Raw genomic sequence first — 21,254 nt, forward strand, 5'->3', positions numbered from 1 at the left:
CTCCGCTTAAGCCGGCCACACGAACACTGCTAGTGTGCCCTGTCCGACATGTGTACCTACAACGGCTCCTATATTCGTACGAACCACTTCGTGTAAAGTGAAGTGCTCTGACATTAATTTCAGAAACTCTTCCGTGCCTTCCGGATTAACAGCATCACAAACCGCTATATTTAGGTCCTTATGATCACCGAAATCTTTAATGAATAACTCAATAACACGGGATAGCGCCCGTTTACGACCTCTTGCTTTATCTACCGCATATATAATGCCCTCTGAATCTACGGAAAGAATAGGTTTAATATTAAGAAGTGTGCCTAGGATTGCCGCGGCTTTCCCAATTCGGCCACCCTTCTGCAAGTATTCCAACGTATCTACTAGAAAGTAAAGTCTACGCTGCTTGCCTAAATCAATCACCTGAGCAGCAATGTCCTTAGCTGCCAGCCCTTGCTTAGCCAATCTAGCAGCATGAACCACTTGTAAACCAAAACCGTATGTAGCACACAAAGAATCAATCACGGTAATATCGAGGTCCTCACCTAACTCTTCCTCTAACATCGTTTTAGCTAATAACGCGGCTTGATACGTGCCGCTCATGCCAGATGAGAGGTGAATTGAAATGATCGAAGCACCGGGATTGTCTTGCATCAGTTTACGGTAAACTTCAACATATTGGGATGGAGACGTCTGGGAAGTCGTTGGCAACTCACGTGACTTCGCCAGCTTGTCGTAGAACTCCACCGCAGTAATGTCAATGCCTTCTTGAAAAGATTCCTCTCCAAATGCCACTCTCATTGGAACAATATGAATACCATATTCAGAAAGCATGGCCTGCGGGACATCTGCCGTACTATCGGCTACAATAACGACTTGACTCATTGGATCTCCATCCTTTCAGTTTTTCACTGATTTCAAGTCCAATCAGGATTCAACAGAAAATAAATAATAATAAATAGGTTGACCCCCTGAATGGGTCTCTACTTCCACATCAGGATAATGCTCATGAATCCAAGTCGCAAGAGATTCTGTCGTCTCGTTTGTCGCTTCCTCACCAGCAAGAATAGTGACAATTTCATCACCGCCAGCTAGCATGTTTGCAAGCAACTGCTGGCTCGTCTCCAATAATCCTGAATCAGTTGCAACAATTTTGGAGTCCGCAATACCGATATAATGTCCGGCTGTAATTTCAAGATCGTCAAATACCGTATCCCGAACCGCAGTAGTTACCTGCCCTGTCTTGACATTCTTCACAGCATTCACCATATTGCTGCTATTGCTCTCAACCTCATCTTCCTCTTGGAAAGCAAATGCTGCAGCTATCCCCTGAGGAATGCTCTTACTCGGGATCACCGTCACACTACGTTCGCCTTCAAGAAGATCCTTCGCCTGCTGAGCGGCAAGTATGATATTCGAATTATTAGGCAATACAAACACATGCTGAGCCGAGATCGAATGAATCGCTTTAACGAAATCTTCGGTACTTGGGTTCATCGTCTGCCCACCAGATAGAACGACATCTACACCTAGACTTGTGAAGATATCTGAAATCCCTTGTCCAGAAGCAACTGCGATAAATCCATAAGGTGCGAGTTCATGGGCCGGAAGTTCTGCAGGTTCTGGTTGCCGAGCTGGCTCCGCAGGCATATCTGCAAATAGCTCTGGCATCGAAGCAGCATCCATTCCAGTCGATAACAGGTCACGGTGTTGCTCACGCATATTTAAAATGTGAATCTGAGTAATTTCTCCATAACGCAGTGCCAGATTCATTACCTCACCTGGCTCTTTGGAATGGACATGAACTTTAATGATTTCATCATCCGCAATAACGATGATGGAATCCCCGTTGATGGATAGATCTTTACGGAACTTATCCTCATCAAATGCCGCATTTCTCACTCCGCCCAATTGGCGGTTAATGAAGAATTCCATGTCATATAAAAATTCGATATCCTCTGTTTCAAGTCGTGCCTGAGCTGACACAGGGGCATGAGTAATCACACGAGGTACAACCGGAGCTGCATGGGATACAGGGGTAGTAGCTTGTCCCTGAGCCGGTACATGTCCTGGAATATTACCTGCTGTTAATACTTCCATAAATCCTTCATAAATATATACAAGACCTTGTCCACCAGAATCAACGACTCCTACTTGCTTCAGTACAGGCAACAAATCAGGTGTGCCCGCGAGAGCTTCCCGTGCTTTGGCTAATACTTCAGTCATCAGCTCTACAACATCGGTTGTCCGTCTAGCACAGTAAACTGCATGCTTAGCGGATTCCTTCGCGACGGTAAGAATTGTACCTTCAACTGGCTTCACGACTGCCTTATAAGCAGTATCGACACCACTTTGCAAAGCAGCTGCAAATTGAACTGTATTTAACTCTTCATATGGAGCAGCATATCGACCAAAGCCGCGGAATAGCTGAGACAAAATAACACCAGAGTTCCCCCTAGCACCCATCAGCAAACCTTTGGACAAAGTGCCTGCAAGACTACCTAGTCCTCCAGCTCCGTTATTCTTCAGTTCGGCCACACCAGCCGTCATCGTCAAATTCATATTCGTTCCGGTATCCCCATCAGGAACTGGGAATACATTAAGGGAATTGACGTGCTCGGCTTGCTCCGCAAGCCGCTGTGCCCCGGCAAATACCATGGCGGTGAAATCTGTTCCATTTAGAGAACGCTTACTCAATTGAAAATTCCCCTTCCTAGCTTGATACACGTACGCCTTGAACTGAAATGCTGACTTTATCTACAGTCAGTCCAACGACTTCATTTAACACGTATTTCACTTTTAACTGTATGTTGTGTGCAACCTCGGAAATTTTAGTACCATAACTGACTATAATATGAAGATGGATTGATAATCGATTATTCTCCAGGTTTACTTCCACACCCCGGGCTAGATTCTCACGCCCGAGCAATTCGGCGATGCCGTCTTTAAACTGCTTTCGGCTTGCCATTCCTACCAGTCCATAACATTCCATGGCGGCCGATCCGGCGATAACCGCTATTGCTTCATCCGATATATTGATTTGTCCATACTCGGTATCCAGTTTTATAGTCACGCCCGTACTCACTCCTCCCTTGAAATTATTATGGACTAAACAATATTGTACTATAAGAGCAAGGAGAAATAAATAAAAGAAGCCGGCAGGACAGAAATTAAATTTAATGATCGGTTGACGGCGCTTTTTTTACTATGATATTATAGGTAAGTATTGTTTTATGAGGTTTCCATTGCCTAAGCGGCATTGATGAAGGAAATCAACCGGTAGCATACCGGCTTGAACAATAACTGTGCATAAATAAATTAACTGTTATTTTCAAGACAGGTGTAATTGAACAGGAGGTGTAATGAATGTCTCGCAAATGTTATGTGACAGGTAAAACTCAAGGTAGCGGTAACCATGTATCCCACGCAAACAATCGCAATCGTCGCTCTTGGGGCGTGAACGTGCAAAAAGTCCGTATCTTGGTAGACGGTAAACCAAAACGCGTATACGTCAGCACTCGGGCTTTGAAATCCGGTAAACTGACCCGCGTCTAGTGGTGGGAATAAGCATATAGACAAAAAGCACCTTTTTTGATAAGGGTGCTTTTTTGATGTTCACTTATTCCTGTATCACACTTCACAGGGCGAGCGCCGCAAACCTGGATGTTCAAGATCCGCGCACGCCCTATCCGTTTCACCTCTCCAGAGATGACCCTTAGTTTTTGTGAAATGTGTTCAGAACGGCTTTTACAAACCCTCCCAAAAACTTAGGCAGCCTGAATGTGTAAAATTTCATCGTTTACCCTCCCCATCATTCTCATGCCTTCACCCTATTCTATGTCACAAGCCCATTACCCGTGTGTTCTCGTCGCAAAAAAAAGGCTACATGAGAACCCTCTCATGTAACCCATTGTATGCACCGCACTTGATCCCTATTCCACTCAGACAAGTAGAAGAACTTAACAGATTCGAGAAAGTAGGTGCCATTCCTAGATAAAAAAATTAAAGTGGCAAATTAACACTACTACGAATTGCAGCCATGGCTGCACCGCGATCAGCCTGACCAAACACCGCACTACCAGCAACTAGGACATCAGCCCCAGCTTCTACAACAAGCGGTGCTGTGGCAGCGGTGATGCCCCCATCCACTTCAATATGAAAATCTTTGCTGTTCTGCTGCTTCCACTCACGCAGCTCCTTTATTTTGCGTACCGTTCCTGGAATGAATGCTTGCCCTCCAAAACCAGGGTTAACTGTCATCACCAGAACCAGATCAACATCCTCTAGTACCTCACGAATCGCAGACACAGGTGTAGCTGGATTTAAGGCAACACCCGCTTTTACGCCATGCTCTTTAATCATATGCAAGACACGATGCAAGTGTACACAAGCTTCCGCATGAACCGTAATCACTTGGGCTCCTGCTTTGGCGAAAGCAGGAATGTATTGTTCAGGATTTTCTATCATCAAATGTACATCCAGCGGTAGCTTTGTATGGGGGGCGATCGCCTCCATTACAAGCGGTCCAAACGTCAAGTTAGGTACAAAATGACCATCCATGACATCCACATGTAACCAATCGGCTCCCCCGCATTCTACTTCAGCTACTTCTTCCCCAAGCTTAGCAAAATCTGCTGACAAAATAGAAGGTGCAATGATAATGTTCGTCATGAAGTTAATACCTCCGTTTTTTTTCTTTCATTTCTTCATGAAACTGCACGTAATGTTCATAACGGCTTGCAGAAATTTTACCGTCTTCCAGCGCTTGTTTGACTTTGCAACCCGGCTCATGCAGATGACTGCACCCACGGAATTTACAATTTTCAGCATATTGCTGGAATTCTCTGAAGCAAGTAGATAGCTCTTCTACGCCAAGCTCTAGGAAATCAAGCTGACTAAAGCCTGGTGTATCAGCAACATATCCACCGTTATCAAGTTCAATTAGTTCCACATGCCTTGTTGTATGACGACCACGCCCAAGTCTCATGCTGATCTCGCCTGTCTCAAGTGATAGATCAGGCAACATAGCGTTCAACAAAGTGGATTTACCAACGCCCGATTGACCGGAAAATACGCTGATTTCTCCAGCTAAGTAATTTCTGACTTCCGCCGTTCCTAGCCCCGTAATGGAGCTTGTAACGATCACGTCATAACCGATACTCTTATACAATTCAGCGACTTGCTCTGTTACGTCCTTGGCTTGATGCTTCTTATCCTGTGCCAGTAGGTCTTCCTTCGTCAGGCAAATCAGCGTTCGAAGTCCCGAATGTTCAATGTGTACAAGAAACTTGTCCAACAGCTGAAGATTTAGATCAGGTTCTCGCAGGGAGAACAGAAGCACAGCTAACTTTGCGTTTGCTATCGGTGGACGAACCAATTCCGATATCCGCGGCAAAATTTCATCAACCATGCCCTCTCCATTCTCCGTTAAAGAATAGATAACCCGGTCCCCCACAAGGGGGGTTACCCCATCTTTCCGCAGAATCCCCCGTCCCCGACACTGAATATTATCATTTTGAGTTAAATCAGCGGGTTTCACATAATAATATCCGCTTAATGCCTTAACTATTAATCCCTCAGGCATATATGCCGGCCTCACTTTCATGTCTCATCAACCGTTATTCGAATTTCCTTCTACATTTTCTGGATTATAGGAATTGTTATCCGTTCCACCACTGACAGGTAGGTCTGGAATAGGTACTGTCCCCTGTTTTGCATCAAAATACGAAATCGGATAGGTATCTATTAGAATACCATCTCGCTCGACCTTAACTACCCCATTCTTATTCGGAGACAGAATTAGGTCGATGGAAAGATATTGCGGCTTCCCAATGCCTCTTGTTCCCCATTCCCGATTGTCCCCACGTGCATCATCGTAGATGATACGGATTTTACTCTTTTTGCCGTCTTCCGCTGGAGCAACTGGAACCTCAAATGTATAATTAATCGCTTCTGGCGGGTAACCGGAACTAATGGTGAGAATGAATTCAGTTCCCGGAGTCACCATGTCGCCTGCTGCAGTTGGCCACTGCTGGGTCACTTTGCCTGCCTCAACTTCAAAGCTAGGTTCTTGCTTGATTCCGTCTTTAGCAACTTTCAGACCCAGTTGTGCAAGTATTGCTTCTGCTTCCGCTTGAGTCTTCCCAATTAGATTTTGCATTTTCACTTCTTCTTTTCCTTTACTAACCGTTAAGACAACTTGGACTATAGCAGGATCAAATTCTTCATTTGCTGCAGGATTTTGTTCGATAACTTTTCCAGCCTCAATATCGTTGTGAAATTGTTCGTCCTTCTTGATGCTAGCTTGGTCCACACCGCGTTCAATCAACTGTTCGACAGCCTGTTCATAGGTCAAATCATTCAATGAAGGCATTTTTTCGAGTGGCTGGGGGCCTCCAACCATCAGATCAATACTTGATCCTTTCTTAACTGAGGAACCTTCCGGTTTACTTTGGTCGTATACTATTCCTTCTGCTATACCCTCTTTATAGATCCGATCTACCTTACCTACTTCAAGACCCTTCTCACCCAAGGTAGAAATCGCTAACGTTTCCTCCAAGTTGATTACATTCGGAACCGTAACGTCTGGAACAGTTAATGTTGTTTTGACGTACCATACTACGCCTATCATAGCTGCCAACAATAAGACAGTAAGACTAACCCATAAAACAGGCTTACCCCATGAATTCTTCTTTGGCTCATTGTCACGTTCATCGGAGAATTGGGAATCTCTCGATAATTTAGATGAGTTTCCTCCAGAATTTCTTCCCTGTGGCTTAATAGCAGGTATGATACGTGTACTATCCTCATCATCATCATCTACAAAAGCAAGCTTGGACTCCTGACGTCTCTCTGGAAGCAGACAGGTCTCTAAATCACGCAACATTTCTCTTGCCGATTGATACCGTTCATTTGGATTTTTGCGCATCGATTTGAGTATGATGTTCTCCACACTCTGAGGAATCATCGGATTCACTAAGCGTGGTTCCTCGAAATGCTCTTGCAGATGTTTCAGAGCAACACTAATTGGACTCTCGCCTAAGAAAGGCAGGCGTCCTGTTAGCATTTGATAGAGTACAATCCCCAGGGAGTATAGGTCTGATTTCTCTCCAGTCGCTACGCCCTTGGCATGTTCCGGTGAGAAATAGTGTACAGATCCTACGACTGAACCCGTCTGCGTAATTGTTGAAGAAGTAGCCGCGCGAGCAATACCAAAGTCGGTTACCTTCACGCGCCCATTACGTCCAATTAGTATATTATGAGGTTTAATGTCTCGATGTATGATTTGATTATGATGGGCATGATCTAGAGCATCAGCAATTTGCGATGCGATTCGTACCGCCTCTTCAATTTGCAAAGGCGCACGTTCTTTAATAATTTCATTCAGGTTCTGGCCTTCAATATACTCCATTACAATGTAATGAATTTCATCTTCCTGGCCTACGTCGTATACACTAACGATATTAGAATGAGACAATGACGCCGCCGATTGTGCTTCACGGCGGAAACGACGAATAAATTCCTCATCGTTCACAAATTGCTGGCGCAGAACTTTAATGGCCACATTGCGATTCAGTAGAATATCACGCGCTTTATATACAAGCGCCATTCCACCTCCGCCAATTCGTTCAATAATCTGATAACGACCACCCAATTCGTGTCCGATCATGAATTCCACTCCTTTGTGCTTGACCCAGCTTCTTCATGAAATTCCAGTAAGGCGACCGTGATATTGTCATCGCCTCCTGCATTTAGTGCAAGCTGTAGCAGGTCATCCGCTTTCTCTTTGAGAGAGCGTGAATCTGAACCTAGCTTCATGGTCATTTGTTCCGTTGTTACATAATTGCTTAGACCATCACTGCATAAGAGCAGGATATCCCCAAGCTCCAAAGTGAGCGGATCCATATCAACCGTCACCTGTTCATCGGTACCAAGCGCTCTAGTCAGCACATTGCGACGCGGATGAACACTTGCTTCTTCTTCACTAATCTGTTTATTCTTCACAAGTTCGTTGACCAACGAGTGATCATCGGTCAATTGAACCACGTTCCCTTGACGGAACAAATAAGCCCGGCTATCGCCAATGTGGCCGATAATTCCTGCCTGGTTCTTAAGTAGAACAGCAACAACCGTAGTTCCCATGTTGTGATACTCTACATTTTCCTGTGATTTTTGATATACAACTTCATTCGCATGCAAAATAGCTTGTTTCAATGCATTGTCGCAATCTTGTAGAGATAGATCAGCAGGCAGAGTACTTAAATCTTGCACCATCGTCTCCACCGCAAGCTGACTGGCTGTTTCTCCAGCCTGGTGCCCACCCATGCCATCAGCAACGATTCCTAACGTGTAGCCATTCTCTAAAGGAGCTACCCAGGCATTATCCTCATTCACCGAACGAACACGCCCTACATCACTAACATAAACTGTCCTGATCAAACTCCATCACCTCGTACCAGACTCCATATGCTTCGCTCGCAGTTGACCACAAGCGGCGGCAATATCATGTCCTTGCTCACGGCGGATCGTTACATTTATGCCTTTATCCGCCAATATACGCTGAAATTGAAAAATATCATTTCTCGAAGTTCTAACATACTTCCGCTCCGGCACATGGTTTACCGGAATTAAGTTCACATGACAGAGCATGTCCTTCAGCACGTCAGCCAGTTCCTCTGCATGCTCTGGACGGTCATTAACACCTCCAATTAGTGCATACTCAAAGCTAACTCTCCGCCCTGTCTTGGCGATATAATATCGGAGCGATTCCATCACGTCGGCAAAAGGAAAACGACGGTTAACCGGCATTAACTTAGAACGAAGCGCATCATTTGGCGCGTGGATCGAAATGGCAAGATTAATTTGAGTGCCTTCATCTGCAAACTTATAAATGTTCGGAACAATACCGCTCGTTGATACAGTAATATGCCGTTGTCCGATGTTCAAGCCCTTTTCATGAATCATAATCCGTAAAAATTTCATCGTAGCTTCATAGTTCTCAAACGGCTCACCCGTTCCCATAATAACAATACTGCTCACGCGTTCCCCACGAGTATCCAAAATCCTCTGAGCCTGAACCACTTGAGCTACAATCTCACCTGCAGTCAAATCTCGCTTCAATCCACCAAGTGTGGATGCGCAGAAGGTACATCCTACTCTACAGCCTACTTGAGTCGTTACACAAATGCTGTTGCCATAGTTATGTTTCATAACGACCGTTTCAATCGCATGATCATCATGGAGACCGAACAGGAACTTGACCGTTCCATCCTTCGATTCAAACTTCGTAATCTCGTTCAAAGTTACAAAGGAGAATTGTTCGTCCAGCTTTTGACGAAGCTCCTTCGACAGATTGCTCATTTGTTCAAAAGAGTCCACTCTCTTAACATATAACCAATCAAATATTTGACCTCCACGGAAAGCGGACTCCCCTTGCTGCACAGCCCACTCCTGAAGTTCTTCTAAAGTATAATTGTATATAAAAGGTTTCATCTTCACACACCTATTCTATAGTATATCGTAAGTCATTCCTTACTCATTCTACCCATTTTAGCATAAATCGTGCTCACACTAAAGTGCAAGCCATAAGGGAGGTATTTTGGGTATCCACTTTAGCAATGATATTTGTCTTTTTTATAAATAAAAAGACCAAATCAACGCTCCATCACGAGTGTAAATTTGGCCTCAATACTTGATAATATAAACCATACCTAATGTGTCACCATAGAACGGAAATCGTCCCGACTTGATTTGTCCGTATTATAGAGGACAACATCTCCATCCATCAAAGATAGAGTCACTCCATACGGATCCCGCACACTACTGGAGAATCCCTCCATCTGCTTCCATTGATTCATTAACTGAGCATCGATGTACTGCAGATACGGAGCCTTCACCTCCCCATTTCGCACGGTCTCAATATTAAAATTAACGACAATATAACCATTTTTCAGAAAAATTGGCGATTTATCGCTCAATCCACCATGGGTCCGACCATATTCCGCAACGTTAACTCCTGTCTTGACCGCATATACGTCGGCTGGCAAGCTATACTCTCCATACCATTTTTGCACAGAAGCATTGACTCTTGCCGGATCTACGCTAACAGGGATCGCTGTTTTTGGCCCTATGAAAGTACGGATGCTCTCCGTTAAACGTAATAGACTCAAACTTCCTATTGGCGTTTTCAGTTTAGTCGTCTTCTCTATATATTTTTGTACAAACTGAGATCTTCCAGTAGCCGCAATCTGATTAAAAGTATAATAATGATCGTACTTATACAATGCCGTATCCGTTAACTCTTCAGTGGGTACACTACGAAGCCGTTCATTTAGTATGACATACCGCTCAACCTGATCACGTGACGAACCGATCTTAACGTAACTTTTACTACTCGTTTGATAATAAAGATCCACACTTGTACGACTTCCATCTTTGGCGTTAATAAAATAAAAACTTGGCTTAATTGTAATCTGATCCAGCTTACCAAACATATTTCCTTTCGTTTTCAGGTCGAACTTAAAATGATAACCGGTTTTGATCACTGCATTTTTGTATAGCGGATGACTTCCTGGGCGGATCGGCAAGGTATATCTCTGAGTAATTCCCCGTGCCGCCCCGTCGATTCCGTTAAGTCCCACCCAATAAGATGTTCCAGTAGGAGTCGCCGCGCCCTGTGCCGTACGAAATACGGTCTCCCAGTTATAATCAGCAATATCCGTAATCCGGAAATCATACACCCGACCAATAGCATCCACTGGGACAGTATCATAAGCAATATGGTTGGTTAGATCTAAATTGGCATTTGTTTGATGTGACGCTCCTGAAGGTGCGTTATGAGCGATCGTTCGAAATTCAACGTCGTAGAACCCTTCGTCCACCCATACCGGAAGGAAGAACGGGAAAGTTTCCTGCGACTTCTCAACTTCTATCCACGTATTTTTAGGATAAAAAGTGGTCTTCGAACCGTCATACACATCAAATGGGAAACGTACTTGCTTACTGCCTATATACTTAAGATAATTACGATTCCCGTAACCAAGATAATTTGTGTGTTGGCCACTATTTGGCATGGTAACCGTGAATGGCCGATCAAGGATAATTGCTGATCGTCCAGCTGCAGCTTTTGTCTTCTGGTTATGTGCTTTGTCATCCGATACATCCGGATAGATGACAACGGGTGTATGTACAGTAACTGAGTTGATTCCATAGATCGGATAATTCAAAGTCTCAGACCCATTCACCTGGTTATAATAAATGGTTCCTGTGCTTGGCTGGCTTGCCTTATTTGTTTTAGACATCGGTATGACATTACTTGGACTATAAAGCACATTATCACCAATTTGGGGTGCTGTAGGTATCGGCAATGGTGTTGGTCCTGTATTAGTACTAGACGAACCACTCATTAATGTTTGGTTATACAAAGTAAACGTATCATTTCGGACTGTGACACTCACTGCACTTTCTGCTGCTTTTTGTGGGTCTTGATCAAAATTAACTTTTATATCTTCTGGAACATCAGATGGCTCATAATCATTTGTTGATTCAGTGTTATAATACGGCTCGTTATACCCACTTGGTTGTATTCGAATGCCGCCACCATCAAAAGCATAGTTCCATAGTGCACTTTCATTGATCCTATAAATTTTCACATCTTGAATCGTCCAAAATGAGTACTCTTTCTCAACATCTACTTGTACCTTTGTTCCCGGTTCTTCTACTTCTTCGCCAGGAGCGGGAGGAGGTGTTGGTTCTGGTGCTGGAGCATTTGGGTCTGGTGGTGGTGGTAAAACTGTAACATTTATCTTAAACGAACACTTTCCAACCATCTCTTGGTACACATAATTATGTAAATAAGTCTTTGACCAGACATTTCCGTACAAGCTTTCAGTTGTTGGAATTCCATTTAATACGTTAAACCGCTCACTCCCACGGCTATCTGCTTTAATTACTGCGCTCACGTTTGGACTTAAATCCTGTCCTTGCATCGTCTGACCAGGTGAAGGTTGTGTACACTCAGCACTTCCTTCACCTGGATCTGGTGGATCTGGTTCATCGCCCTCATAGTAATAATTAACGTAATATACTGGAAAACTTCCGTCATATGTGAATGCCATTGGATCACCTATCAACATAGATGAACCAGACGGATCTCCACTTGTACTTTTCCTGTATCCTTTATAGCTATATTTTTGTGTTCCCGGGGTATGAAGCAAGGTATACAGCGTATTAATTTCAAGTTTCTTTTCTGTATCTCTAAACCCGTCTACTCCATTAATTGACACACCTTCTGTGGTGAAATGCTTGATGATTGCTTTTCCTTCGTTCGGTTCAAGCTCTGCTTTAAATAAAATAGGAAAATAATATCGATATGATTTTACTCCAGGATCAAACTCAGTTGTGTCGTAAACCTCAGGACGTGGAGCATCTAATGTGAAAGACTCATTAATTCTTATCGTTGCCGTATCCGTTCCTAAACCTCTTTTTTGTTTAATATCGACTGAATGGACCGTAGCGAACGTTTGTCTAAGACTATCCCATGTTGCTCCATATCTAGCTGTGGCAAACATTCTATCTACCCACGTTGAACTTTCCCCCGGAACAATATTTTGATTAAATGATTCAGCAGTAATAGACTTTACTTTTCTTCCGGAATAAATAAATTGGTATTCCCAATCATAGTGGGCTTCTGCCATTGTAGTCCCAGGTGCTAATCTTTGACCCGTATAAGGATCTGCAATATATTGCCCCGCAGAATTCGTCCAAACATCGGCATAACCCATTCCTACCGAATAATAGACATTATTATTTTGTTCACTCCTTGTCCACTGCAGCGTTACTGGTCCCTTTACACCTGCAGCCGCTTGCACTTCACTAAAAGACATAATGAAAAGTATACATATCATTACCAGACTGACTAATGATTGTTTTTTTCTTATCACACGATACCTCCATTCGTGACAATTATGTTCTTAAATTCACTTGAGAGGATTTTCAAATAAGTGAACACTATCATCATCATAATTTGCAGGGAAAAAGAAATAGTCGACATTCCCTATCTTAAAGTTTTTCCAATTCTTATCATTAACAATAAAACTATCTCCTTGTTCGACAATAGGAAATTGAGCTATGTATGTGCCATCTGTTTGTTCAGTGACATGACCTGTTCTTGAACGTATATTTCCATCCCCACATAACATATTAATGACAAATCTCTTTGGCCCCTTGTATCTCACATGAATCCCATAGTTTTTCCCATCCGTTACCATCCACATATCCATAATGGTGGTATTCTTAAAATGCACAGGCATAGTTTCATAGGAAACTTTACGCACTTCAGTAAATTTTTTATCAAATGACTCTAAAAAAAATTCGAGTCCAATAAAATATTTTCTTAAAGGATCAAGATCTTCTAGTTCCGTAACATCTTCAATTTCAGGAATCTCTTTATCCCCAATCCAAACCCAATTTCCAACCTGATCCCAGCTTACGGTCTCACCAAGATTCTCGCTAACAAAACGTAGTGGTACATAAGTCCGTCCCTTCACAGCCTTTGCAGCGGTTTCCATCGTCACCGTTTTACCATCGACAATAGCAAGTTTGCTGTCTAAAGTCAGTTCAATCGTTTTTTCATCTTTTACATACGTTACCGTTTTCCCGCTGAATCCGACTTTTGCACCCAGCGCTTCACCAATCCCACGAAGTGGAACTTGGACGTGATTATTCTCCGTAACTGGTTCTCCACCTTCAAACTTAACCTTGCGACCATCAACAAGGACCGCTAACTTTGGACTTCCAACGATAGGTGCACTTGTCGCTCCAGCCGACGAACCAAATTGAAAAATACTAAATCCAAGAACACACGTTAACAAAACTATACAAATCCTTTTCATAAACCCACGCTCCTATGCATTTTAAATTCTAAAATATTACAAAACATATAATTCGTCTTTATCTATGTTGAAATTAAGAATAGGTATACCATTCTAGGATTCTTTCGAGGGGCTGATCGCAATAACCTCCTTCACAATTACTTATTTGATAAAATAAGGTAAATTTAGACACAAAAAAAAACACACCCTGCCAATCGTACGACGATTGCAAAGGTGTGCTTCACCTGATTCCATATTATAACAGTAAGGGCTGTTCGTAAACAGTCTACCTAATATTATTTTTTCTTGCTGCGCTCTTATTTTTTGACCAAACGAGCGATATAAAATCCATCTGAATGATAGTCCTGCGGCAAAATTTGCAGTCCGATTGCTTCTCTTGCACTAGTCCCAATCAGCCCTTGCCAGAAGCTATGATCATCTTGTGCAATTTCAAATTCAGGATGGCGACTCAAAAAATGTTGTACCATTTCAGCGTTCTCCTGAGGTTCAATCGTACACGTACTATATACCAATATCCCTCCAGGTTTGAGCAATCCACTTACCGCATCTAATAACTCTGTCTGAATTCCCCGAATTTCAGAAATATCTCCAGGTGTCTTAGCCCACTTCAAATCGGGTTTACGTCGTATAACGCCAAGTCCCGAGCACGGAGCGTCAAGTAAGATGCGGTCAAAAGATTCCTGCGGATACCGCTCAGCCAATTTGGCTGCGTCCTCCGACAAAGTAACTACATTACCAAGTTCCAAACGCAACGCCTGGTCTTCGATCAGCTTTGCCTTGTGTGGATGAATATCGTTCGCGACTACTTTACCGCTACCCTCTAGCTTCTCCGCAATATGACAAGTCTTTCCGCCAGGAGCCGCGCAGCAATCCAATACAGACATACCAGGTTTCGGATCCACAGCATGCGCCACCAGCATCGAGCTTTCATCCTGCACAGATAATAAACCTTCCCTATACCATGGAGTCAACGCCATATTTCCGCCACTCTTTACGATAATACCATCTGGAGACAATTGCGAAGCTGACACATCTAAGCCCTGCTCTTCCATCAGCTTCAGCAGTTCATCCCGGCTAACCCGTGCAGTATTAACTCTTACGCTAACTGATGGAGGTTCGTTATTTGCCTGGCAAATGGCTTCGGCTGTTTCTTCGCCATACTGCTCAATCCAACGAGACACAAGCCATTCAGGGTGAGAATGCTGCAGCGAAATCCGAGCGACTGGTGACAAATGATCTGGAAGCTTCAATTCATCCTTACTGCGCAGCACACTACGAAGTACACCATTAACCATCCCAGAGATCCCTTGGTGTCCCCGTTTTTTCGCTATATTCACCGCTTCATTAACCGCTGCGTGCGGGGGGATCCGATCTAAATAATACAATTGATAGAAGCTGAGTCTCAGCAAATTCCGTACCCAAGGCTGAAGTTTCCCAAGCCCCTTCGAGACAAAAGGCTCTAGCAAATAATCAATTGTGTTCAGACGTGATATTGTACCATAGACTAACTCCGTAGCTAGACCTGCATCTGGACCGGATAGTCCCGACTTTTGCAGAGCGCCATTTAATAGCAAATTGCTATAAGCACCCTCCTGCTCAACCCCAGTTAATACTTGAAGCGCCGTATCGCGTGCGGAAGGTTTCTGGTTTGCTTTTGAATTCGTCTTGCTCCGGTTCTGCTGAGGCTTCGCCCCACTACGATCCCGACCTCCACCGCCAGGGTGAACATTTTTACCATTACTCATGACAATACCGTGCCTTTCTTCATCACACCACCGCGAATAAATTCCGTCGCTTCCATCGCTTTTTTACCTGCAGGTTGAACTCGGGTCAATAGAACGCTTCCGTCACCTGTCTTGACTTCAATCCCACGCTCAGACAAATTGAGCACCGTACCCGGAACTTGTCCAGATCCTGCGGAAGAAGGATTTTCAGAAGGATTAGCTACAGCCCATACCTTAAATACTTCATCATTCCACATCGTAAACCCGCCAGCAAAAGGAACTAATCCTCGCACACGATTAAAAATCTCACGCGAAGTTGCGTTCCAATCAATTCGCTCGTCTTCACGAGATAAGTTCGACGCATAGGTAGATGCCTCATCATTTTGTGGAATCCGCTCAGCTGTACCGGCTATAATCAACGGAAGTTGTTCTAGCAACAACTTGGCACCCGCTACACTTAACTTTTCAAAAATCGAACCTGATGTATCCTCATCCTCAATCGGGACAACAGATTTAGCAATCATATCACCTGTATCCAAGCCTTCTGCCATATACATAAGCGTAATCCCGGTTTCTTTCTCCCCATTGATGATAGAGCGCTGAATCGGAGCACCTCCCCGATACTTTGGAAGCAAGGAGCCATGTATGTTGAGACAGCCATATTGCGGCAAATCAAGTACAGCCTTAGGCAAAATTTGACCATAGGCAGCTGTTACAATAAGATCTGGCTGTAGTGCAGCCAACTCCTCCACCGCTTCCGGCGCACGCATACGCTGCGGCTGTAGCACGGGAAGACCATGCTTTAAAGCAGCTTCTTTGACAGGTGTCGGAGTCAGCACCTTTTTGCGTCCTTGTGGACGATCCGGTTGTGTCACAACTCCAACCACGTTATAACCTTCTCTTAGTAAACTTTCCAAAGCAGGAACCGCAAAAGCAGGGGTCCCCATGAACACTATATTCATCGAAGAAGTCACTCCTTCTCTTCACCCTCAGGTGTAATTTCATACACTCGTTCAGCTATATCCGTATATAAGACACCATTAAGATGATCAATTTCATGTTGGAACGCTCTTGCCAACAATTCGCTTCCCGTGTACGTCACCTCTTTACCATTCCGGTCCAGCCCTTTTACCGTAACCGTCATAGCTCGGCGTACTTCACCACGTAAATTTGGAATGCTAAGACAACCCTCTGAGCCAAATTGCTCACCTTCCATCGACACGATCTCAGGATTAATCAGCTCAATCAACCCATTCTCGTCCCCCACATCAACCACAATGACACGTTTCAAAATACCGATCTGAGGAGCAGCTAAGCCCACTCCTTCCGCATCGTACATCGTATCCGCCATATCGGTCAGCAACTTCTGCACATTCGGCGTAATCTTCTTAACTTCCTTCGCAACCTGGTGCAATACCTCATCCGGTTCATTCACAATTATCCGTATCGCCATAATGGCCACCATCCTTAACACAAGAAATGATATATAAATATATGCCTTATCAATATTCTGCAATTCTATACTAACATAATGCGCTTCCCGTAGGGACAGCCCTTCTTCGACTATGCTCTCAAAAGTTGCAGGAGCACCAACCGTAAAGCGTGCCCGTCAGGGTGAAAGCGCTCCACCTCCACCAGTCCCCAGGTACACCCACCCTAGCAGCTTTGAGCAGCATGTTTTCCCTGGTTTCCCGGGTGAGCCAAAAGTGAGACGTACCCGAAGGGGGAAAAGCGTACCACGGACCAACCAAAGCGCATTCCCAAAGGGAACAGCGATGCAGGAGCGCCTCTTTCCCTCCAACGTTCCTTAAAGCGGGTATCCAAAGGGCAGCCAGCCCTTGGGGCCCTCCCTTACGATAAGGGAGGGTTTGGGTGGGTTGGGACCCCCTACATGAGCATCTGCGGATCCACATCAATACTAATCTGCAGCGAAGCATCGCGCAAATTATCCACAGTGGCAGATGCCGTCTCTCGTACGAGACCAACCGCGTCCAAAGCGCCGCGATATTTCACCATACATTGGAACCGATAACGGTTCTTGATCCGTGGAATTGGGGATGCTACTGGCCCGAGAATGTCCAGTGCCTCCGGCATAAACCTGTCCAAACTGCCATACCAGCCCTTTCGCTGAGCCTTGGCACGTAGCTCAACAACGAAATTCTCAGCCATTCGCAGAAGAAGGGGTAGCTTCTCATGTGACATTGTCACTAGGATTAAGCGGCTGTAAGGTGGATAATGTAACGCCTTCCGATGTTGCAACTCCTCTCGAACAAAGGAAGTGTAGTCATGCCCGCTCGCATGAACGATCGAATAATGATCCGGTACATACGATTGAATAAACACCTCACCAGGAAGCTGATGCCTACCCGCGCGACCAGCGACCTGAGTGAGTAGCTGGAATGTTTTCTCCGCTGAGCGGAAATCCGGGAAATTCAGTGCTGTATCTGCGGCGATGACACCAACCAAGGTTACATCAGCAAAATCTAGCCCCTTGGCTACCATTTGCGTACCAAGCAGTACGTCTCCTTTTTTCTCACGAAAAGCTTGTAATAACTTCTCATGGGAACCTTTCTCGCTGGTGGTATCAACATCCATCCGGATTACCCGGATGCCCGGGAATAACTTGCTGAGTTCCGCCTCTACTCGCTGAGTGCCTGTCCCAAAGTACCTTATATGCTCACTGCCGCATTCTGGACAAACGGCTGGAACTGGAGCCGCATAACCGCAGTAATGACAGCGCAAATTATTCGACTTCTGGTGATATGTTAGTGAGATGTCACACTCAGAACAACCCGCTACATAACCACAACTACGGCACATCACAAACGTGGAATGTCCACGTCGGTTGAGAAATAACACCGTTTGCTCGCCACGTTCCAAGCGAGTTGCAATCCCCTGATGTAAAGCCCGGCTAAACATCGAACGGTTGCCTTCCTTCAGTTCTTCCCGCATATCTACAATATGAACCCCAGGTAACGAACTACCGGAAGGGCGTTGTTTCATTTCAAGTAAGGTGGGCGCAAAATCATCATCAGACTTTGAACGAGCAGCATAATAACTCTCAAGAGAAGGCGTTGCTGATCCAAGAATAACTGCAGCACTATGCTGTTTCGCACGTCTCACCGCTACATCACGCGTATGATATTTAGGTGTCTCTTCTTGTTTGTAAGATGTCTCATGCTCCTCATCCATAACGATCAGCCCTAAATCTTTAAATGGAGCAAACACAGCAGAACGAGCACCAATGGCTACTTCTACGCGTCCTTCACGGATTTTACGCCATTCATCATAACGTTCTCCAGTTGAAAGACGGCTGTGCATGACCGCAACCTTAGCACCAAATCGGCCTTTAAACCGCTCCACCATTTGTGGGGTAAGTGAAATTTCAGGTACTAACACGATTGCCTGTCGTCCCATAGCAATACAGCGTTCAATTGTCTGTAGATATACTTCCGTCTTCCCGCTCCCCGTTACCCCATGGAGTAAAAACACACCATGCGCACGTTCATTAAGCGTTCCAATCAGTGCGTTATACACATATTCTTGTTCATGAGTACGTTCTAATGGAATTGTTCCTTTAAAGTACCGATCTTGATAAGGATCGCGGAATACCTCCACATCCTCCATGATGGCATACCCTTTCTCTACCAACTTCTTCACCGTACCCGCTGTGACGCGGAGGGTAGAGAGCACTTCTTGAAGCGATAGTGAAACGCCCACTTCAAGCAGAAACTCAAGTACTTCCTTTTGACGACGAGCCTGAGCAGTGAAAGACGCTAGAGCAATCTCTGCTTCTTCTCCACTTACAGCAGCAACAACGGTTTTCACCGTCTTTTTACGTATTTTATCCTTAATGCTCTGGCTTTCAGACAGGACTCCCTTACCGAGAAGCCCTTTGATCACTCCGAGATGGTCTGGGTAGCGCGAGCTTAGATGAGACATCGTCACTGGTCCCACCGATCTTAGATAAGAAATGATTTCTTCTTCATCGCTACTGAGAAAAGACGACATTGCAAACAAGGTACCCTCATCAGGCTCCCCAAATTCGCTATCTTGTTCATTCAAATGAATATATCTTTCCGCTTTACCTTTAAGAGCGGCTGGTATCATCGCCTGCAGTGTAGAAATCATACTACAGGCATATCTTTGACTCATCCATGCTGCAAGCTCCACCAAATCTTGCGGGAGCGGGGGAAGCAAATCCAATAGCTCTTGAATCGGCTTCATCCTGGACTTGTCCATTTCCGGCTGTTCATGTAGTGAAACAACAAATCCCTGAACCGTCCGCCGACCGAAAGGAACGCCAACCCGGCTTCCGACTTCGATCCATTCCGACATCGATTCAGGGATCAAATAGTCAAAAGGCCGGTCGGTTTCCCGGCTCGGCACATCAACTATGACTTTGGCCATTCTGTATATCATCGAGATAATCCCACCGTACGTTCTGCCACAAGTTCCATAATCCGCAGCCCCACTTCCTCTTTGGATAACTTAGGCAAAGACACGGCCAGACCATTTGTGTCATAAATGTTTACAACGTTTGTATCTGAACTAAATCCTGCGCCTTCCATGGTTACATCATTTGCAACTAGTAGATCGCAATTTTTGCGGCGGAGCTTATCCATCGCATAGGTCTCTAGTTCATTCGTTTCTGCAGCAAAACCAATTAAAAATTGTGATGTCTTATTCCGACCTAGTGTTTCAAGAATATCAATATTCTTGACCAGTTCGAGCGTCATGGTATCACCGGACTTCTTCATCTTGTGCATAGCACGTTCCTTAGGGCGATAGTCAGCAACAGCCGCAGCCTTAACTAAGATGTCGGTTGCTTCCCACAATGCATTTACTGCTTCGAACATTTCAGATGCTGATTCAACTGAAGTGATCTTAATACCAGACGGTGGTTGAACTTGTGTACTGCCAGCAATAATAGTTACTTCTGCACCAAGCTGCTGTGCAGCACGGGCAACAGCAAACCCCATTTTACCAGACGAGTCATTACTAATGAAACGAACGGGATCGATACGTTCTAGGGTACCTCCTGCTGTAACAACTACTTTTTTACCTGCGAGAGGTTTCTTGGACATGGCTTCCTGACGTTTGAAGAAATCTATGACAACAGAAACGATGGTCTCCGGTTCCTCCATTCTGCCTTTTCCCGTGTAGCCACATGCAAGTAATCCTTCTCCCGGCTCAATCATCATAACCCCACGCGATACTAGTTCTGCTAAATTCCGAGTTACCGCTGGGTGTACATACATATGTACGTTCATAGCAGGAGATAACATAACTGGACTTTGCGTAGCAAGCAATGTAGTCGATAGCATATCGTCAGCAATACCTGCCGCCATTTTCCCAATAATATTAGCAGTTGCTGGAGCCACTAGCACAAGATCAGCCCAATCAGCTAGATCAATATGAGCAATCGCATTTGGGTTCTTCTCATCGAAGACATCGGTATATACGGGATTCTTGGATAATGCCTGTAGCGTTAACTCAGTAACAAACTTGGTCGCAGATTTCGTCATAATAACCCGGACTTCCGCCCCTTGTTGCACAAGTTTACTACATATTGATGCTGCCTTGAAAGCCGCAATGCCTCCCGTGATGCCAAGCAAAATCTTCTTGCCAGTTAACATCGGTATCC

17 protein-coding genes are annotated in these 21,254 nt (G+C 44.6%); 1 reads left to right on the top strand and 16 read right to left on the bottom strand.

From position 1 onward, the window contains the following. Positions 1 to 6: 6 nt before the first annotated feature. The 3 genes from fakB to IEW05_RS12940 are packed head-to-tail and all read right to left on the bottom strand — an operon-like array spanning position 7 to position 3,064. Complete coding sequence (gene fakB / locus IEW05_RS12930) at positions 7 to 876, bottom strand: DegV family protein (protein WP_188539330.1); 870 nt, start codon at positions 874 to 876, stop codon at positions 7 to 9. Positions 877 to 918: 42 nt separating this feature from the next. Next, a complete protein-coding gene (gene fakA, locus IEW05_RS12935) occupies positions 919 to 2,688 on the bottom strand; it encodes a DAK2 domain-containing protein (protein WP_188539332.1) in 1,770 nt (589 codons plus the stop codon). A 16-nt stretch (positions 2,689 to 2,704) separates the two neighbouring features. Next, complete coding sequence (locus IEW05_RS12940; protein WP_188539334.1) at positions 2,705 to 3,064, bottom strand: Asp23/Gls24 family envelope stress response protein; 360 nt, start codon at positions 3,062 to 3,064, stop codon at positions 2,705 to 2,707. Between the two features lie 293 nt (positions 3,065 to 3,357). Here IEW05_RS12940 and rpmB point away from each other — a divergent pair, with 293 nt between their 5' ends. Next, a complete protein-coding gene (gene rpmB, locus IEW05_RS12945) occupies positions 3,358 to 3,546 on the top strand; it encodes a 50S ribosomal protein L28 (RefSeq protein WP_188539336.1) in 189 nt (62 codons plus the stop codon). A 160-nt stretch (positions 3,547 to 3,706) separates the two neighbouring features. On the opposite strand, the gene spoVM is transcribed toward rpmB, so the two are convergent. From spoVM to coaBC, 13 genes are all read right to left on the bottom strand, one after another. Next, entirely contained in the window at positions 3,707 to 3,787 is an 81-nt protein-coding gene (gene spoVM / locus IEW05_RS12950; protein ID WP_188540858.1) for a stage V sporulation protein SpoVM, read from the bottom strand. Between the two features lie 206 nt (positions 3,788 to 3,993). Then, positions 3,994 to 4,662 carry a ribulose-phosphate 3-epimerase gene (gene rpe / locus IEW05_RS12955; RefSeq protein WP_188539338.1) on the bottom strand — a complete coding sequence of 223 codons (669 nt, stop codon included), beginning with the start codon at positions 4,660 to 4,662 and terminating at the stop codon, positions 3,994 to 3,996. A gap of 4 nt (positions 4,663 to 4,666) precedes the next feature. Next, entirely contained in the window at positions 4,667 to 5,575 is a 909-nt protein-coding gene (gene rsgA / locus IEW05_RS12960; protein ID WP_188539340.1) for a ribosome small subunit-dependent GTPase A, read from the bottom strand. A gap of 27 nt (positions 5,576 to 5,602) precedes the next feature. Further along, on the bottom strand, positions 5,603 to 7,660 hold the full coding sequence (pknB, locus tag IEW05_RS12965; RefSeq protein ID WP_188539342.1) for a Stk1 family PASTA domain-containing Ser/Thr kinase: 2,058 nt from the start codon (positions 7,658 to 7,660) through the stop codon (positions 5,603 to 5,605). After that, positions 7,657 to 8,430 carry a Stp1/IreP family PP2C-type Ser/Thr phosphatase gene (locus IEW05_RS12970; protein ID WP_188539344.1) on the bottom strand — a complete coding sequence of 258 codons (774 nt, stop codon included), beginning with the start codon at positions 8,428 to 8,430 and terminating at the stop codon, positions 7,657 to 7,659. The genes pknB and IEW05_RS12970 overlap by 4 nt, the downstream gene beginning before the upstream one ends. A gap of 6 nt (positions 8,431 to 8,436) precedes the next feature. Next, a complete protein-coding gene (gene rlmN / locus IEW05_RS12975; protein WP_188539346.1) occupies positions 8,437 to 9,483 on the bottom strand; it encodes a dual-specificity RNA methyltransferase RlmN in 1,047 nt (348 codons plus the stop codon). 218 nt (positions 9,484 to 9,701) lie between these two features. After that, positions 9,702 to 12,932 carry a DUF5704 domain-containing protein gene (locus IEW05_RS12980; RefSeq protein WP_188539348.1) on the bottom strand — a complete coding sequence of 1,077 codons (3,231 nt, stop codon included), beginning with the start codon at positions 12,930 to 12,932 and terminating at the stop codon, positions 9,702 to 9,704. 36 nt (positions 12,933 to 12,968) lie between these two features. Next, positions 12,969 to 13,883 (bottom strand): copper amine oxidase N-terminal domain-containing protein, encoded by a 915-nt coding sequence (locus IEW05_RS12985; protein WP_188539350.1) that lies wholly within the window; start codon positions 13,881 to 13,883, stop codon positions 12,969 to 12,971. A gap of 296 nt (positions 13,884 to 14,179) precedes the next feature. Further along, complete coding sequence (gene rsmB / locus IEW05_RS12990) at positions 14,180 to 15,628, bottom strand: 16S rRNA (cytosine(967)-C(5))-methyltransferase RsmB (protein WP_188539352.1); 1,449 nt, start codon at positions 15,626 to 15,628, stop codon at positions 14,180 to 14,182. Beyond that, entirely contained in the window at positions 15,625 to 16,569 is a 945-nt protein-coding gene (fmt, locus tag IEW05_RS12995; RefSeq protein ID WP_188539354.1) for a methionyl-tRNA formyltransferase, read from the bottom strand. Before fmt ends, rsmB begins: the two co-directional genes overlap by 4 nt. Before the next feature lie 8 nt (positions 16,570 to 16,577). Beyond that, positions 16,578 to 17,060, bottom strand: a complete 483-nt coding sequence (def, locus tag IEW05_RS13000) for a peptide deformylase (protein WP_188539356.1) — start codon at positions 17,058 to 17,060, stop codon at positions 16,578 to 16,580. Between the two features lie 434 nt (positions 17,061 to 17,494). Further along, positions 17,495 to 20,029 carry a primosomal protein N' gene (gene priA, locus IEW05_RS13005; protein ID WP_188539358.1) on the bottom strand — a complete coding sequence of 845 codons (2,535 nt, stop codon included), beginning with the start codon at positions 20,027 to 20,029 and terminating at the stop codon, positions 17,495 to 17,497. Further along, positions 20,026 to 21,246 carry a bifunctional phosphopantothenoylcysteine decarboxylase/phosphopantothenate--cysteine ligase CoaBC gene (gene coaBC, locus IEW05_RS13010; RefSeq protein WP_188539360.1) on the bottom strand — a complete coding sequence of 407 codons (1,221 nt, stop codon included), beginning with the start codon at positions 21,244 to 21,246 and terminating at the stop codon, positions 20,026 to 20,028. Before coaBC ends, priA begins: the two co-directional genes overlap by 4 nt. Between the last annotated feature and the right edge of the window lie 8 nt (positions 21,247 to 21,254).

The sequence above is a fragment of the Paenibacillus segetis genome (assembly GCF_014639155.1).
Lineage (GTDB): Bacteria > Bacillota > Bacilli > Paenibacillales > Paenibacillaceae > Fontibacillus > Fontibacillus segetis.

Bases quoted from the DNA above. Each gene is read 5' to 3' on its own strand.
- rsgA (WP_188539340.1), bottom strand. From the start codon at position 5,575: ATGCCTGAGGGATTAATAGTTAAGGCATTAAGCGGATATTATTATGTG.
- coaBC (WP_188539360.1), bottom strand. From the start codon at position 21,246: ATGTTAACTGGCAAGAAGATTTTGCTTGGCATCACGGGAGGCATTGCG.
- rpe (WP_188539338.1), bottom strand. From the start codon at position 4,662: ATGACGAACATTATCATTGCACCTTCTATTTTGTCAGCAGATTTTGCT.
- spoVM (WP_188540858.1), bottom strand. From the start codon at position 3,787: ATGAAATTTTACACATTCAGGCTGCCTAAGTTTTTGGGAGGGTTTGTA.
- rsmB (WP_188539352.1), bottom strand. From the start codon at position 15,628: ATGAGTAATGGTAAAAATGTTCACCCTGGCGGTGGAGGTCGGGATCGT.
- priA (WP_188539358.1), bottom strand. From the start codon at position 20,029: ATGATATACAGAATGGCCAAAGTCATAGTTGATGTGCCGAGCCGGGAA.
- rpmB (WP_188539336.1), top strand. From the start codon at position 3,358: ATGTCTCGCAAATGTTATGTGACAGGTAAAACTCAAGGTAGCGGTAAC.
- pknB (WP_188539342.1), bottom strand. From the start codon at position 7,660: ATGATCGGACACGAATTGGGTGGTCGTTATCAGATTATTGAACGAATT.
- rlmN (WP_188539346.1), bottom strand. From the start codon at position 9,483: ATGAAACCTTTTATATACAATTATACTTTAGAAGAACTTCAGGAGTGG.
- IEW05_RS12985 (WP_188539350.1), bottom strand. From the start codon at position 13,883: ATGAAAAGGATTTGTATAGTTTTGTTAACGTGTGTTCTTGGATTTAGT.
- fakB (WP_188539330.1), bottom strand. From the start codon at position 876: ATGAGTCAAGTCGTTATTGTAGCCGATAGTACGGCAGATGTCCCGCAG.
- fmt (WP_188539354.1), bottom strand. From the start codon at position 16,569: ATGAATATAGTGTTCATGGGGACCCCTGCTTTTGCGGTTCCTGCTTTG.
- def (WP_188539356.1), bottom strand. From the start codon at position 17,060: ATGGCGATACGGATAATTGTGAATGAACCGGATGAGGTATTGCACCAG.